This window comes from Bifidobacterium sp. N4G05, from assembly GCF_002742445.1.
In the GTDB taxonomy this organism is placed as follows: domain Bacteria; phylum Actinomycetota; class Actinomycetes; order Actinomycetales; family Bifidobacteriaceae; genus Bifidobacterium; species Bifidobacterium hominis.
Window position 1 is genome coordinate 25,986 of the sequence record NZ_NJNQ01000001.1, and the last position, 15,134, is coordinate 41,119.

A 15,134-nucleotide genomic window follows, 5' to 3' on the forward strand; every position below is an offset into this window, starting at 1 on the left:
CGTTCACCGATGTATGGCGATGCACGGACGGAACACAACAGTCATATCCGTCGAATCCCAAAAATCATCGTAAATGCCGAACAAGGCAATCGCCGCACTAGAACAGCGCATCCTGCGCGAACTCGTCATCGTCGGAGACTGCAGTCATCTGCTGGAACGCGGCGATGCCATCGTGAGCCAATGTATCGGACGCCTGTGCCGAGGAGAGACGCAACTCGCCGTCCAGGCGCACCGCATCGGGCGAAACCAAAAACATGCGTTCGTTCACACCGTTCAAATACAGGCCCTGCAGGCCTTCCACACGAGACAGCGCCACATACCCCATGCCGGGCGCGAAGGTGCGCCGCAAATCCATCACCGCACGGTCGAGCGTCATACCTTGCGATTTGTGGATGGTGATCGCCCACGCGCAGCGCAACGGCACTTGGTTGACGCTGGCGAGCACTGTGTCGCCGTCCATCATTTCCCAGCAATTCGGCTTCATGGTAACGACATTGCCGTTTTCAAATTCAACGATCGGCCATCCGCCCTTGTTTTCGGCGGCAAATCCGCGCACGGTGCCCAATGATCCGTTCACGAATTGGTGGTCAGTGTCGTTGCGTACGGCCATCACCGCAGCCCCGGTTTTGAGCTGCAAGCGTTCGGGGGCAAGCATGTTTTTCTTCAAACGTTCCACCAGATTGACTGGTCCTGCGGCTTCGGCGAAATATTCGTGCGGTTCCTCGTTGATTTCGAACAGGCGCATGTCGTTGAGCGTGTCCGCCTGCTTGTTGACGGGAAACAGATTGACGGCCTGCTGACCAGGTTCGGGGATTGCGCCCAGTCTGGTGAGGAGCACATTGCGATCGTCATCGTTCACGCAACCGTTGCGAATATCGGTCAATACGGTGAGCAGACTGCCGTCATCCTGACGATGCTGTTCGGTCAGGTAACAGATTGCGGGATTCAATTCCCGCCATACCAATGATTCGGTGACGAAACCATCTGGATTGAGTCCCGCTTTCGCATATCGTTCGCGGGAAGCCACGAATTCCGGGCTTGGCGTGACCAGATCGTGGTTGCGTCCACCCACACTCACTGGAGGAAGCTGGAAGAAATCGCCGGACAGCACCACTTGAAGCCCGCCGAACGGGCGTTGGTCACGTCGAATGATGCGGCACACCTGATCGACCATGTCGAACAGCCACGCATGCAGCATGGAAACCTCATCGATGATGAGAATGTCAGCGCCCTGCAGCTTACGTTTGCGTCGGGTACGTATGGTTTTGATCAGATTGTCGGTGAGCGCGTTGGCAAGTCCGACACCGCTCCATGAATGAATGGTCTGCCCGTTGATATGCGTGGCTGCGATACCGGTGGACGCCGTCACCGACACCGCAGCACCTTCGGCACGGGCCTGACGCACGAACTCATTGAGCACGTAAGTCTTGCCAGCACCCGGCGCACCCGTCAGAAAGACGCTCGCGCCACTTTGCAGAATCGCCAATGCCTCAGCCTGCCGCATGCCGCACCGCCTTTCCTGTTCAATCGACCATCAATTCCGAAAAAACGGCTTCCTTACGCAATCAGCTTGTCGACAACCTGAAGCACCCCGTGATCGGCATTGGATGGAGCCACAAAATGCGCTGCTTGCTTCAACGCGGGGTGCGCATTGCCCATGGCGAACGACCACTCCCCTGCCGAAAGCATCTGCAGATCGTTGAGATAATCGCCGAATACCGCCGTTTGGGCCGCAGTGATGCCAAGCACGCGCTGCAACGCTTCGACGCCCTGCTTCTTATTGGTTGTAGCATTCATGATGTCGACCCACAGTTTGCCGGAAACCACCACCTGATAATCGTTTTTCAGTGGCGTCAGCTTTTCCGCGGCCATCGCTTCGGCACCGTCGAAATCAAGAATCGCCAGTTTGAGCATGGTGTCGCTTTCGCCGTTTGAAGCGATCACATCTTCAAGCACGCTATGCAGATCGTCCACAATCTCCAGTGCCGCATAATATTTGCCGACTTCGTCAAGGAACGGCTTGTCCGTGCGCTGCACATATGCTGTGCGCAGGCCACAAAGCACCAATCCCATATCGTATTCGCCAGCCGCGGCAGAAGCGTTCACCGTATCGATGGTCCAGCGGGTCACATCGGTATCGACGCCGTGCACTTCGGCGATATTACCGTCAATGGCCACGACATTGCCGTTTTCCGCGATATACGAAAGTTCGCCGCCGTCAAGCACCCGCGCCGCCTTATCGGCGAACATGGCACGCAAGGTAGCGTACTGGCGTCCGGACGCCGGCACGAATTCAACGCCTCGTGAGCGCAGCCGGGCAAGCATCGGCCAGAAACCTTGCGGAATCTCGCTATGCTCATCAAGCAGGGTGCCGTCCATATCGGCAACCACCAAGCGAATGTCTTGCGGGATTTCGATGCTGGTCCAATCGGCTGCGCTCACTGGAGTCCTTTCCATGTTTTCGTTGGAATATCAGGTTTTCCAACGATTGTGCGATATGCGGAATCAGTTGTTGTTCAAAATGCTGGTTGCCACGATCTGATCGGCGATCGCCTTGGCTTCGGCTGCGTCAGGACCGGGCGCCGCTGCCATGAACGCCTTACGGTAGTAACGCAGTTCATCCAAGGATTCGATGATGTCGGCGAGCGCGCGATGTCCACCGTTCTTCGGCGGACGGTTGCTGTATACGGCCGGATACCAGCGACGGGCAAGCTCTTTGAGCGTGCTCACGTCGATTACGCGGTAGTGCAGGTGTTCCATGAGGTTCGGCATGTAACGGTCGAGGAATTTTTTGTCTGATCCGATGGAGTTGCCTGCGAGCAGCGGCTTGACGCCGTCCGGGGTGAAGCGGGCCACGTATTCGGTGACTTTCCGTTCGGCCTCCTCGACGCTCAGGCCGTTCTCCCATTCGTTGATGAGTCCGGAACGGGTGTGCATGGCACGCACGAAATCGTTCATATTGGCCACGGCCGCATCGGAAGGCTTGATCACGAAATCGATGCCTTCGTCGAGCACGTTGAGGTCGAAGTCCGTCGGCACTACGGAAATCTCGCACAGTTCGTCGTGGAAGATGTCAAGACCAGTCATTTCGCAGTCGATCCAGATCAGGCGTGAATCCTTCGCCGTGTATGTTTCACCGTCATGTGCGTCAACCATCTTGCCTCGTTTCCTTTGCGTGTGCGCGTGCCGCTTGGCACGCTTCAGCTGAACATTTGAAGATACCGCGAGGTAGGGAGATTGGAAAACCACGCACTGGGAAGTCATGCTTGTTTTTCGCGATTTGCTTCGTATATCAATGCCGCTACTTGGCGATAAGGCGACGTTCGGTGGTACCACGCAGCACAAGTGAGGTGAACATGATGGAATACGGTTCGTCAAGCGGTTTTCTTATATAAATATTCGCGTTGCAGATATGAATAAAGCCTCTTACTTTCGGTCTTTTCCGAGAAGTAAGAGGCTTTTACCGATTATTGATTACCGGAATTCAGCAATCACTGGCGACCGGAGTAGTTCGGAGCTTCGGCGGTCATGACGATGTCGTGCGGATGGGATTCGCGCAAGCCAGCGTCGGTGATACGGATGAAACGGCCACGTTCCGGCATTTCGGCGATATTGTGGGCGCCAATGTAGAACATGGACTGATGCAGGCCGCCGATCATCTGGTACAGCACTGCGTTCAGCGGTCCGCGGTACGGAACTTCGCCTTCGACACCTTCCGGAACGACCTTGTCGTTGGAGGTGACATCGGCCTGGAAATAGCGATCCTTGGAGTAGGACTTCTTGCCGCGCGGAGCCATGGCGCCGAGGGAGCCCATGCCACGGTACAGCTTGTATTGCTTGCCATGCAGCAGCACCTTCTCGCCCGGAGCTTCCTCGCAGCCTGCGAGGGTGCCACCGAGCATGACGGTGGATGCGCCGGCCACCAGAGCCTTGGCGATGTCGCCGGAATAGTGAATGCCACCGTCGGCGATGCAAGGCACGCCAGCGGCACGGCAGGCCTGGGCGGCCTCGTACACGGCGGTGAGCTGCGGAACGCCGACACCGGCCACCACGCGGGTGGTGCAGATGGAGCCTGGGCCCACGCCAACCTTGACTGCGTCGACGCCGGCGTCAATCATGGCCTGAGCGCCCTGACGGGTGGCCACATTACCACCGATGATGTCAACGCCCTTGAACGCGGAATCGGACTTCAGGCGGCGGATCATGTCGAGAGCCAGCTTGGCCTCACCGTTGGCGGTGTCGACCACGAGCACGTCCACGCCGGCTTCCATCAGAGCGGAAGCACGGTTGTAGGCATCGCCCAGGAAGCCGATGCCGGCGGCAACGCGCAGACGGCCCTGCTCGTCCTTGGTGGCGTCCGGATACTGCTCGGTCTTCACGAAGTCCTTCACGGTAATCAAGCCGGTGAGGTGGCCTTCATCGTCGACCAGAGGCAGCTTTTCGACCTTGTACTTGGCCAGCAGGTCGTGGGCATCTTCCTTGGAGATGTTGGACGGACCAGTGATGAGGTTTTCGCGGGTCATGACCTCGGAAACCTTGAGACGGTCGTAATCCTCAGATGCGATGAAACGCATGTCACGGTTGGTGATGATGCCGACGAGCTTGTTGTCGTTGTCAACGACCGGCAGGCCGGAGATATGGAAACGGCCGCACAGCTTGTCGAGATCAGCCAGCGTCACATCCGGGCTGACAGTCAACGGATCGTTAATCATACCGGATTCGGAGCGCTTGACGATGTCGACCTGAGCGGCCTGGTCGTCGATAGAAAGATTGCGGTGCAGCACGCCGATGCCGCCATTACGAGCCATGGCGATGGCCATATCGGACTCGGTGACGGTGTCCATTGCGGCGGAAATCGCCGGGACCTTCATCGTGATGTTGCGGGTCAGATGGGTGGTCGTGTCCACTTCGGACGGAATGACATCCGTCTCGTTCGGCAGCAGCAGCACATCATCATAGGCGAGGCCAAGCTGTGCGAAAATCGGAGGAAGTGGAGCGTACGTGGAATCTGCATTCATATCAGGAATTGTAGCCATAGACCCACTATATGAACGTGGGCTGACTTACTGCGACACGACAAAACCAACGTCAAACAAGGGTGTCGCAAAAGTCAACCAATACCGTCAGGCAAAGCGTTTAATCAGTTTTTACCGTGCTTCTACGACCGTACTGACGCATGCCTGCTGCCGTCCGCAGCATCCTCTTCCAGCATTTCAGGAATCCTATGCTTTAAATACGGATACATGGTGGCGACGGTCAATACCACAGCCGCAATCAGAAATCCGATAAGCACATACTGTGCTTTGAAAAACAACGTCATAATCGAACCGAAAGCGATCAGCGCTGCCCAACCCCACAGAATCAACACGGCCCCCTGCACAGAATGCCCGATACGCAACATGCGATGATGCAGGTGCATACGGTCCGGATGCATTGGCGACTGCCCCTTACGCAAGCGGCGCACAATCGCAAGACACATGTCGAGGATCGGCAGGAACAATACCAGAATCGGCAGCAGAATCGGCATGAACACCGGCAGATAGATGCTGGCATGAATGCTGGCGGGATCAAGACGACCGGTCATCACAATCGAAGCGCAGGTGATCAGATAGCCAAGCAGCATGGAACCGGAGTCCCCCATGAACAGCTTCGCCGGATGCCAGTTATGCAGCAGAAAGCCCACGCACATGCCGACCATGGCAATGTCGATCAGCGTCGCCATCGAAGCGTATGAGGGCGAATTGCGGGCGATGATGTACGAATAAATGGCGAACGCAATGCCGCCGATCGCCACAATGCCCGACGACAAGCCATCCAAACCATCCACGAAATTGACCGCATTGATGGACGCGACGATCAAAAACGCGGTGATGGCCATCGACAGGCTCGGCGATGCCGTCACCAACGAACCAAGCGGAAGTGAAATGATCTGCAAGCCGCCCCATGCCACAAACACGGAAATCAGCAACTGGCCGGCAAGTTTGAGCATCCAATCAAGATCCCACAAATCATCGGCCATGCCCAGCAGACTGATCATAACTGCGCCGGCGAGAATCACCCACGCCTGCTGCGATTGCGCAAACAATCCCTGAATGAACGGAATGCGGGATGCGAACAGCATCGACACGGTGAAGCCGATCAACATGCCCAAACCGCCCAGTCGCGGGGTTGGAATGGTGTGCACGTCTCTCGCACGCACTTCGCCGACCGCGCCGATTTCAATGGCGATATGGCGAATCAGCGGCGTAATCAGATAGGTGACGCCACCAGCAATCGCAGCAATGAACAGGTAAATTCTCATACGCCCAAAGCACCGCCATTCAACGTCAAGGCCTTTCGGATAACCGGCTCGCGAATCACTCCCTCCCGAAGAATCGCAATGCCGTCACGCCCATGAGGATCAGCCGCCACAACTGTGGAAGCCACATGACCGGGAGTCGCTCCCCCATCCAAGTACAGATCCACAGCATCATCGAGCGCTGCGACGGCTTCCTGAACCGTCTGCGCGCTTTCCTCGCCAGAACGATTGGCGCTGGTGGCAGCCAGCGGACCTGTGGCACGAAGGATCCGCAAAGCGACCGCGGAATTAGGAATACGGACGCCTTGCGTGGCCTTGCCCGTTGACGGATCATGCCGCAAAGTGGCAAGTGAGCAATTGCTTTCCGCTTCCGCTATCGGCGAAAACGCACCCGGCATGAACATGGCCGCCAAACGATTAAGCGGCACCGGCAGCGTCAAATGCAGTTTCTCCAAGCTTTCGATGGACGGCAGCAACACCTGCAGCGATTTGTATTTCGGACGATTCTTGGCAGCGAACACCTTGCGAATCACTTCGATATTGCGCGGATCACAGGCTACTCCATACACAGTGTCCGTAGGAATGACCACCAATCCGCCATCATGGATGATTTCAACGGCCCGGGCAAGGGATTCGTCGTTTACTGTGCAAATCTCGCTCATGACACCTCCCTTTCCAATCGACTCACCTATTGTAAAGCATGGAACGCGGATGCGGTCGAATAAGGCGAATCGACGCGTGTGTTCGGCACGAAACGTCGCAAAATGGACCAATCACGCGCAATGAAAAAAACGACGATTCACCGGCCCATTGCAACGCAAATAAGACCGGAAACGGCATAAAAAATCCGTCGGCCGGAATTATTTCTGATTCCAGCCGACGGAACAAGACGGACACTGTCTCAGGCGCCCAGATACGCCTTGCGCACCTGCTCGTTGTTCAGCAGCTCTTTGGCGTCGCCTTCCATCGTGATACGGCCGGTTTCCAGCACGTATGCACGGTCTGCGATCGACAGCGCCATCTTGGCATTCTGCTCAACCAGCAGAATCGTGATGCCCTGCTCGTGCAGTTTGCGGATGATGGAGAAGATCTCCTTGACGAGCTTCGGGGACAGACCCATGGACGGTTCGTCCATGAGGATCGTATTCGGATGGCTCATCAGCGCGCGGCCCATCGCGAGCATTTGCTGCTCGCCGCCGGACAGTGTGCCGGCTTTTTGGTTGCGACGTTCCTTCAGACGCGGGAACAGACCGTAGACCATATCAAGATCCCTCTTAAGGCTCGACTGGTCCTTCAGGCTGAACGCGCCCATTTCGAGGTTCTCCTCAACGCTCATGCGCGTAAAGACGTGACGGCCTTCGGGAATGTGAGCCATGCCGAGGGTCACGATTTTGTTGCTGTGGGTTTTCAGCAAGTCCACGCCGTTGTACATCACGGAACCGGATTTAGCCGGCACCAGACCGGTGATGGTGTGCAGCGTGGTGGTTTTGCCCGCGCCGTTCGCACCGATCAAGGACACGATCTCGCCATCCTTCACGGTGAAACTGATGCCCTTGACGGCTTCGATGGCACCGTACGAAACGGAAAGGTTCTTGACTTCCAGCATCAGGCTTCCTCCTCGCTTTCGTCATCTTCGTCATCGGAACCAAGGTATGCGGAAATGACCTGCGGATTGTTGGCAATCTCATCCGGCGTGCCGGCTGCGATGGTGCGTCCGTAGTCGAGCACCTGGATGCGCTGGCAGACGTTCATCACCAAGCTCATGTCATGTTCGATTAGCAGGATGGCGATGCCGAAACGGTCGCGGATGGTGTTGATGCAGTTAAGCAGATCCTCAGTTTCTGTCGGATTCATGCCTGCGGCCGGTTCGTCGAGCAGAAGCAGCTTCATGCCGGTGGCAAGGGCGCGTGCGATTTCCAGCTTGCGCTGGGCGCCGTACGGCAGATTCGCGGCTTCGGTTTCCGCCAGACCTTCCAATCCGAAGATCTTGAGCAGGTCGATGGCTTTGGCGTGCATTTCGCGTTCCTGCTTCCAGAATTTCGGCGTGCGGAAAATCGCGCCGCCCATGCGGTAGCTGAACGATTCGTTGAACGCGACCAGCACGTTCTCTTCCACCGTCATCTGACCGAACAGACGAATATTCTGGAAGGTTCTGGCGATTCCGGCACGCACTACCTGGTACGTCTTCTTGCCGTTCATGCGTTCGCCGTCCAGGAAGAACTCGCCTTCCGTAGGCTGGTACACGCCGGTCAGTAGGTTGAACACAGTGGTCTTGCCTGCGCCGTTCGGTCCAATCAGACCGATGAGCTCACCGGAGTTGATGGTCATGTTGAAGTCGGATACGGCCTTCAAGCCTCCAAAGGTGATGCCGAGATGCTCGGCCTTGAGGATGGGCTCACTCATGCCTTCGCCTCCTTGGTAGTGGTGACCGTCTCAGCAACCTTTTCAGCGGTTTCGACTTTTTCAGTCGTCTTCTTAGCGTTCTTGCCGGATTCCTTGGACGCCTTGACCTTTTCAACGGTTTCAGCCTGCTTCGGCTTGCCGTGTGCCTTGAACTTCATCGGGTAGAACAGCTTGTTGAGGGTCTTGGTCAGGGAGAATTCCCAGTTGCCGAAGATGCCTTGCGGTCGGAAGATCATGATGAGCACCAGTGCCACCGAGTACACGAGCATGCGGTAGGTGGAGAAGGCGCGCAGCAATTCCGGAAGAATCGTCAGGCCGATGGCGGAGACGATGGAACCGGTCAGCGATCCCATACCGCCGAACACCACCATGATCACGTAATTGATCGACTGCAACCATCCGGCCATGGACGGATTCAACGAACCGATGTACTGCGCGAAGATGCCACCGGCGATGCCTGCGAAGAACGCGGAAATCGCAAATACGAGCACCTTCATGTAAGTGATGTTGATGCCGGATGCGCTGGCCGCGATCTCGTCGTCGCGGATAGCCTTGACGGCACGTCCGTAACGGGAGCGGGCGAACATGAACAGCAGCACCACGGTGACGACGGTAATCCAGAACACGACATACAGGTTGGCGAGACGGTCGATGCCGATCAACGCCTGTCCTGCGGCACCCTTGTCGAGACCCATACCGCCGGCAACCTTCAGGTTCTGGATGATCACGCGGATGATCTCACCGAAGCCAAGCGTGATGATGGCGAGGTAATCACCATGCAGACGCAATGCAGGGATACCGACCAGAATACCGAAAATGCAAGCGATTACACCACCGACGAGGGTGGTAAGCAGGAATCGCAAAGTCGGATCCATCGCAACGCCATTGGCGACGAGCAGCTTGCTCAGCAAAGCAGCGGAATACGCGCCGATCGCCTCAAAACCGCAGCATCCCAACGTAAGCTGGCCGAGCACGCCGATAGTGAGGTTCAGCGAAGTGGTCATGATGATGGCGATGCAGATGGTCATCATGATGCCTTTGATATAGGCGCTGGCCATGCCGGATTCACATACGCCCATCAGGATGCCGAACAGCACGACCACGCCGATCGCGCACATCAGATAGGACTGTTTGGTGGAAAGCATTGATTTCTTCATGGGATCACACCTTCTCTGTTTCCGGTTCGCCCATCAGGCCGGATGGCTTGACCAGGAGCACGATGATGAGGATACCGAACACGATGGCGTCGGAGAACGCGGACGTGATCACACCTCCGGTGATAGTGCCGATATACGCCTTGGTCAGGCTTTCGACCACGCCGATCACCAGACCGCCGACCATGGCGCCCGGAATGGAGCCGATACCACCGAGCACGGCCGCGACGAATGCCTTCAGGCCCAGCATCGCGCCCATCATCGGGGACACCTGCGGATAGGAAATGCAGTACATAAGTGCCGCCACCGCAGCCAGACCGGAACCGATGGCGAAGGTCAGCGTGATGGTGGAGTTCACGTTGATGCCCATCAGAATCGACGCTTCCTTATCTTCGGAAACCGCACGCATGGCCTTGCCCTGCTTGGTGTGGGAGACGAACAGCTGCAGCGCGACCATGATGATGACGCCGAGCACGATGGTGATGATGGTCGCACCGTCAATCTTCAGCTTGCCGAGCGACAGCGTCGGAATCTGGATGATCGTTGGCACAGTCTGGTAATCGGCGCCGAAGATGGCCTGGGAGCCATTCTCCAGCAACAGGCTCATGGCGATTGCGGTGATGAGGGCCGTCATGCTGTTGCCCTTCTCACGCACCGGCTTGTATGCGGCCCTCTCCACGATGACGCCCACCGCCACGCACATGAGGATCGCAGGAATGACGGCCACCCATGCGGGCAGGCCGAACGCGACGATTGCCGGAATGGTAAGCATCAGCACATATGCGCCGACCATGATGAAATCGCCGTGCGCGAAGTTGATCAAACGAATGATGCCGTACACCATGGTGTAGCCAAGTGCCACAAGCGAGTACACGCTACCGATCTTCAAACCATTGAAGATCTGGCTGACGAACATGATGATCTGATCGCCCATCATTCCTCCTTTCAAAAATTTGTATGCCGTCAGGCTCTCGAACCCGACGAATATGGATAAAAACACCTTGATACGCGAAAGGGAGAGAACCGGTTTCCCGGTCCCCTCCTCTTATATGCTCAGGCTTTCAAAATCCTTGCCTTCAAGCAGATGGAAATCACTTGGATGGCTGGATGGTGGTCTTGTACTGAGGCTTACCGTCCTTAAGCTCAAGGACGATGACGGACTTCTTCGGGGAGCCCTTCTTGTCGAGCGTGAAGTTACCGGTCACGCCTTCGAAGCTCATACCGGAGATGGCGTTGCGCACGGACTCGCGGGTAGCGTTCTTACCGGCCTTCTCGATCGCCTGAGCCATCATGTACACGGAGTCATAGGCCAGTGCGGTGAAGGTGTTTGGATCGGCGTTCTTGTTGGCCTTCTTGTAAGACTTGATGAAGTCCTGCACCTTGGCGTTGGAGGCGTCGTCTGGAGAATAATGGGTGGTGTAGAGCACATTGTTGTACAGCGACTTATCGTCGGTCATCTTCAGGCCATCGTAGCCGTCAGGACCCATCACATAACCATCGTAGCCGACGGAACGGGCCTGCGGGATGATGTACGGGCCAGCAACGGAGTAATAGTACGGAGCGTACAGGAACTCGGCGCCAGCGGCCTGAATCTTCTGTAGCTGGGAGGAGTACTCAGTGTCGTCGGCGCTGGAGGAATTCTCCTCTGCCACGACCTCAAGACCGGCCTTCTTGGCGGCATCGGCGAAAGCCTTGCCCACGCCGGAGGAGTACGGGTCGCCGGTACCGTATAGCACGGCGACCTTCTTGACCTTCAGGGTCTCGGCTGCGAACTTGGCCGCGATCTCACCCTGATAGGAATCCTTGAAGCAGGTGCGGAACATGTAGCCACCAGTCTCGATGGAGTCGGAGGTGGCGGCCGGAGCGATGGCCGGCAGCTTGGCCTGGTCGGCCAGCGGAGCCACTGCTGCGGTGGTGGAGGAGATGGTCGGACCGAGCACGCCGAGCACGCTGGCGTCACCGGCGAGCTTGTTGAAGGCGTTGGAGGCTTCGGTGGCGTCGCCCTTATCGTCCATGGACTCGAGCTTGACCTTCTTGCCGTTGATGCCGCCCTTGGCGTTGATCTCGTCCACAGCCAGCTTGAAGCCGGCGACTTCGGCCTCGCCGTATGCGGCGGCGGTACCGGAGTTGGTGGTGATGGATCCCAGCGTGATGGTATCGCTGTTGGCCGCACTACCATTGGAACTGCTGGAACCGTCCATGCTGCCGCCAGAGCAGGCAGCGAGGGACATTGACATTGCGCCTGCCGCGATCACGGCAACGCACTTGGCGGAGAACTTGACGTTCATTCCGTTCTTCCTCTTTTCTTGAAAATGCCGCACATTCCTCTCAACGCGCACCATGAAAGCCATTCATGTTCATCTCAATCCCGTGCGCGGAACCGCAATGGCCGCTTATGGCTGCCATCCGTTCTTCATGTGCATTCCGATTGTTCTTTATAGCCCGACGGACAGCGCCATGCATAAAATGTTCTTATAGTGAGACTCAACTTCCGGCTATATCTTCACCGGCATGCCGTGAAACGTCTTGTATTATCCGATTTCTTGCTTTTCTGCCGTCAGATAACGCGGACGACCGGTGTAATCGTTGTGCACGACAACATCGACGAAATCGCAAGTACGTGCAAAAGCGGCAAGCCGCTCCCCCTGCGTGACATCGTGTTCCATTACCATGAGCCCGCCTGGCTTGAGCAGTTTCGAAGCACGTGAGATAATGCGCTCCGGAATGAGCGTACCATCCGCGGAACCGCCGTACAGCGCCAGATCGGGATCGTAATCGCGTACTTCTGGCTGTACGGGAATGTCGAAAAGCGGCACATACGGAGGATTGGTAAGCACGATGTCGATTGTGCCGTCAAGCTGGTTCAGTGTCGGCATCTGCGTGGCGTCGGCGATTTCCAGATGATAATTACCTGCGATCGCCGGATACCGTTTCGTGGTTTCGTCAAGATTGCGACGCGTCCACTGCGCGGTCTGTTCGCTTTTTTCGACGGCCCAGACTTCGCTGCCCGGCACTTCCGTGGCGAAAGCAAGGCCGATCGCACCGCTACCGGCGCATAAATCGACCACTTTGGCACGGTACATGCCATGCCGGGTGGCCCATTCGATGCCTTCCTGCACCACCAACTCGGTTTCAGGACGCGGAATAAACACGCCCGGTCCGACTTTCAGATCGAGATAGCGGAACGGCGCATGGCCGGTGATGTGTTGCAATGGCTCACGTTTGGCTCGACGATCCACCATGGAATGGAACCGTTCCATGGCCGCCGCGACGGTATTCCCGGTGGTTTTCGCATTCGCCCAAGCGCCCGATTCTGGTGAATCGGACGCCAAAGCACTGTTCAGATGTCCAACGTCATCTCCCATAAGCATGGCCTTGTCCACGTCCCGCAAATCAACGTGGAAGGCTTCGGCGAGCAGCAGTTTGACGTCATGTTCCGGAGTGTCGACACCCGCCGCGCTCAATATGGCCGCGGAGGAACGCACCGTTTCGAATACCGTAGCCACAACCACGCCTTACTTCTGGTTGGCGAGACGATCGGCCTCATCCGCCTGGATGTCGGAATCGATGACGGCCTGCAAATCGCCGTCAAGCACGGCGTCAAGATTGTACGCCTTGTAGTTCGTACGATGATCGACGATACGGTTCTCCGGGAAGTTGTACGTGCGGATTCGTTCGGAACGATCCAGCGAGCGCACCTGAGAGTGACGCATGTCTGCGGCCTGTGCGGCTTCTTCCTCGTGCTTCATGGCGAGCAGGCGGCTCTTCAACACGCGCAGTGCGGCCGCACGATTCTGGATCTGGCTCTTCTCATCCTGCATGCTCACCACGATGCCGGTCGGAATGTGGGTCATACGAACGGCGGAATATGTGGTGTTCACGGACTGGCCACCCGGGCCGGAGCTCATGAAGATGTCGATTTTCAGATCCTTCTGATCGATTTCAATCTCATCATCGTCTTCGTCAGCTTCCGGGAACACAATGACACCAGCCGCGGAAGTTTGGATGCGACCCTGCGATTCGGTGACGGGAATACGCTGCACGCGATGCACGCCACCCTCATACTTGAGGGACGCCCATACGCCATCTTCCGGCGCAGGAGTACCCTTGGCGCGAATGGCAAGCTGCACGTCTTTGACACCACCCAGCTCGGTGGTGTTTTCGCTTTGCACGGCGACCGACCAGCCACGCTTTTCCGCATATCGCATGTACATGCGCAGCAAATCGCCCGCGAAAAGCGCCGCTTCCTCGCCGCCGGTGCCCGCCTTGATTTCCATGATCGTGTCACGCGCATCATCGGGATCGCGCGGAATCAACGCGGTACGCAGCTTCTCCTCCGCCGCTGGAAGCTCGCTCTCCAAACGTTTCGCCTCTTCCGCGAAATCCGGATCTTCGGAAGCCATTTCCTTGGCTGCCTCCAGATCGTCTTTCACCTGCTTGTATGCGGTGTATGCGGAAACGATGACGCCCAACTCAGCGTGACGACGTCCCAGCTTACGCATCTTATCCGGATCCGACGCGACTTCCGGCTCGGCCATCTGCTGTTCGATATTGTGATATTCCTCAAGTGCGGTAACTGCCGCGGGGAACTGCTCGTCTGCCAATGTACGCCTTTTCTGTCTGCTTATAAATCTGCGCTTCAGCGTGAACGCTTCGCTGAACTCCACTCAACCTATCCATCATATAAGGTGCCTTGGAAACGCTGCCGAAGCGCGGTATTTCGCAGGCATTCCACGCATCTTACGAATATCCCAATCGCATGCACGCAGCGCATGCGCATCCGTTGCATAATGAAAAACGCCAGCCCACAATCGGACTGGCGTTTTTCATTGCCTAAGCAATAAGACTCACTTGGCCTTCTTGCCGTAACGCTTCTCGAAGCGTGCCACGCGGCCACCGGTGTCGAGGATCTTCTGCTTGCCGGTGTAGAACGGGTGGCAGTTGGAGCACACGTCGACGGTCATGTGATCGCCGTTGTAGGTGGAACGGGTGACGAAGGTGTTGCCGCAAGAGCAGGTAACCTGCACTGCGTGATAATCAGGATGGATACCCTGCTTCATAGTTTGTCTCCTAGAGATTCGGGGGACCCGGGTCGCAACGCCCCTATGGCATCGCGTGAACCGGATAACCTTTCAGATTGTATCAGAAGCCTTGACTTTACGAAAGAGTGGGGCGTCACGGGCTTGAACCGTGGACCGGCGGATTATGAGTCCGATGCTCTAACCGACTGAGCTAACGCCCCACGTTGCAACATGCGAACATGCCAACTCGGTAAGTTT

General features: G+C 56.9%; 14 protein-coding genes and 1 tRNA gene. All 15 read right to left on the reverse strand.

The features are described from left to right. Positions 1-97: 97 nt before the first annotated feature. The 15 genes from CE153_RS00115 to CE153_RS00185 all read right to left on the reverse strand — a co-directional run bounded on the left by CE153_RS00115 (position 98) and on the right by CE153_RS00185 (position 15,097). A complete protein-coding gene (locus tag CE153_RS00115) occupies positions 98-1,504 on the reverse strand; it encodes a PIF1 family DEAD/DEAH box helicase (RefSeq protein WP_099594753.1) in 1,407 nt (468 codons plus the stop codon). Between the two features lie 53 nt (positions 1,505-1,557). Beyond that, positions 1,558-2,442 (reverse strand): Cof-type HAD-IIB family hydrolase, encoded by an 885-nt coding sequence (locus tag CE153_RS00120; protein WP_236824413.1) that lies wholly within the window; start codon positions 2,440-2,442, stop codon positions 1,558-1,560. Positions 2,443-2,505: 63 nt separating this feature from the next. Continuing rightward, positions 2,506-3,156: an oligoribonuclease gene (gene orn, locus CE153_RS00125; protein ID WP_099570875.1), complete on the reverse strand. Its 651-nt coding sequence runs from the start codon at positions 3,154-3,156 to the stop codon at positions 2,506-2,508. Positions 3,157-3,491: 335 nt separating this feature from the next. After that, complete coding sequence (guaB, locus tag CE153_RS00130) at positions 3,492-5,036, reverse strand: IMP dehydrogenase (protein ID WP_003835694.1); 1,545 nt, start codon at positions 5,034-5,036, stop codon at positions 3,492-3,494. A gap of 122 nt (positions 5,037-5,158) precedes the next feature. Next, the gene (locus CE153_RS00135) at positions 5,159-6,301 is read right to left on the reverse strand and encodes an MraY family glycosyltransferase (RefSeq protein ID WP_099570876.1); all 1,143 of its coding nucleotides are present in this window, start codon (positions 6,299-6,301) and stop codon (positions 5,159-5,161) included. Next, positions 6,298-6,960: an L-threonylcarbamoyladenylate synthase gene (locus CE153_RS00140; protein ID WP_099594755.1), complete on the reverse strand. Its 663-nt coding sequence runs from the start codon at positions 6,958-6,960 to the stop codon at positions 6,298-6,300. Before CE153_RS00140 ends, CE153_RS00135 begins: the two co-directional genes overlap by 4 nt. A 239-nt stretch (positions 6,961-7,199) precedes the next feature. Next, a complete protein-coding gene (locus CE153_RS00145; RefSeq protein WP_099594756.1) occupies positions 7,200-7,904 on the reverse strand; it encodes an ABC transporter ATP-binding protein in 705 nt (234 codons plus the stop codon). Continuing rightward, positions 7,904-8,701, reverse strand: coding sequence for an ABC transporter ATP-binding protein (locus CE153_RS00150; RefSeq protein WP_033500921.1), 798 nt, complete (start codon positions 8,699-8,701; stop codon positions 7,904-7,906). The genes CE153_RS00145 and CE153_RS00150 overlap by 1 nt, the downstream gene beginning before the upstream one ends. Then, positions 8,698-9,858, reverse strand: coding sequence for a branched-chain amino acid ABC transporter permease (locus tag CE153_RS00155; RefSeq protein ID WP_099594757.1), 1,161 nt, complete (start codon positions 9,856-9,858; stop codon positions 8,698-8,700). Before CE153_RS00155 ends, CE153_RS00150 begins: the two co-directional genes overlap by 4 nt. Positions 9,859-9,862: 4 nt before the next feature. Beyond that, positions 9,863-10,789 carry a branched-chain amino acid ABC transporter permease gene (locus CE153_RS00160; protein ID WP_099594758.1) on the reverse strand — a complete coding sequence of 309 codons (927 nt, stop codon included), beginning with the start codon at positions 10,787-10,789 and terminating at the stop codon, positions 9,863-9,865. 157 nt (positions 10,790-10,946) lie between these two features. After that, positions 10,947-12,143, reverse strand: a complete 1,197-nt coding sequence (locus CE153_RS00165; RefSeq protein ID WP_099570880.1) for an ABC transporter substrate-binding protein — start codon at positions 12,141-12,143, stop codon at positions 10,947-10,949. A 243-nt stretch (positions 12,144-12,386) separates the two neighbouring features. Next, positions 12,387-13,361 (reverse strand): peptide chain release factor N(5)-glutamine methyltransferase, encoded by a 975-nt coding sequence (gene prmC, locus CE153_RS00170; protein ID WP_099594759.1) that lies wholly within the window; start codon positions 13,359-13,361, stop codon positions 12,387-12,389. Positions 13,362-13,370: 9 nt separating this feature from the next. Beyond that, positions 13,371-14,459 (reverse strand): peptide chain release factor 1, encoded by a 1,089-nt coding sequence (prfA, locus tag CE153_RS00175; RefSeq protein WP_033500916.1) that lies wholly within the window; start codon positions 14,457-14,459, stop codon positions 13,371-13,373. 243 nt (positions 14,460-14,702) lie between these two features. Then, on the reverse strand, positions 14,703-14,915 hold the full coding sequence (rpmE, locus tag CE153_RS00180) for a 50S ribosomal protein L31 (protein WP_003808371.1): 213 nt from the start codon (positions 14,913-14,915) through the stop codon (positions 14,703-14,705). Between the two features lie 108 nt (positions 14,916-15,023). Further along, a tRNA-Ile gene (locus CE153_RS00185) sits at positions 15,024-15,097 on the reverse strand. Between the last annotated feature and the right edge of the window lie 37 nt (positions 15,098-15,134).

Excerpts from the sequence above, each read along its gene's own strand:
- CE153_RS00115 (WP_099594753.1), bottom strand. The coding sequence starts at position 1,504 with ATGCGGCAGGCTGAGGCATTGGCGATTCTGCAAAGTGGCGCGAGCGTC.
- orn (WP_099570875.1), bottom strand. The coding sequence starts at position 3,156 with ATGGTTGACGCACATGACGGTGAAACATACACGGCGAAGGATTCACGC.
- guaB (WP_003835694.1), bottom strand. The coding sequence starts at position 5,036 with ATGGCTACAATTCCTGATATGAATGCAGATTCCACGTACGCTCCACTT.
- CE153_RS00135 (WP_099570876.1), bottom strand. The coding sequence starts at position 6,301 with ATGAGAATTTACCTGTTCATTGCTGCGATTGCTGGTGGCGTCACCTAT.
- CE153_RS00140 (WP_099594755.1), bottom strand. The coding sequence starts at position 6,960 with ATGAGCGAGATTTGCACAGTAAACGACGAATCCCTTGCCCGGGCCGTT.
- CE153_RS00145 (WP_099594756.1), bottom strand. The coding sequence starts at position 7,904 with ATGCTGGAAGTCAAGAACCTTTCCGTTTCGTACGGTGCCATCGAAGCC.
- CE153_RS00150 (WP_033500921.1), bottom strand. The coding sequence starts at position 8,701 with ATGAGTGAGCCCATCCTCAAGGCCGAGCATCTCGGCATCACCTTTGGA.
- CE153_RS00155 (WP_099594757.1), bottom strand. The coding sequence starts at position 9,858 with ATGAAGAAATCAATGCTTTCCACCAAACAGTCCTATCTGATGTGCGCG.
- CE153_RS00160 (WP_099594758.1), bottom strand. The coding sequence starts at position 10,789 with ATGGGCGATCAGATCATCATGTTCGTCAGCCAGATCTTCAATGGTTTG.
- CE153_RS00165 (WP_099570880.1), bottom strand. The coding sequence starts at position 12,143 with ATGAACGTCAAGTTCTCCGCCAAGTGCGTTGCCGTGATCGCGGCAGGC.
- rpmE (WP_003808371.1), bottom strand. The coding sequence starts at position 14,915 with ATGAAGCAGGGTATCCATCCTGATTATCACGCAGTGCAGGTTACCTGC.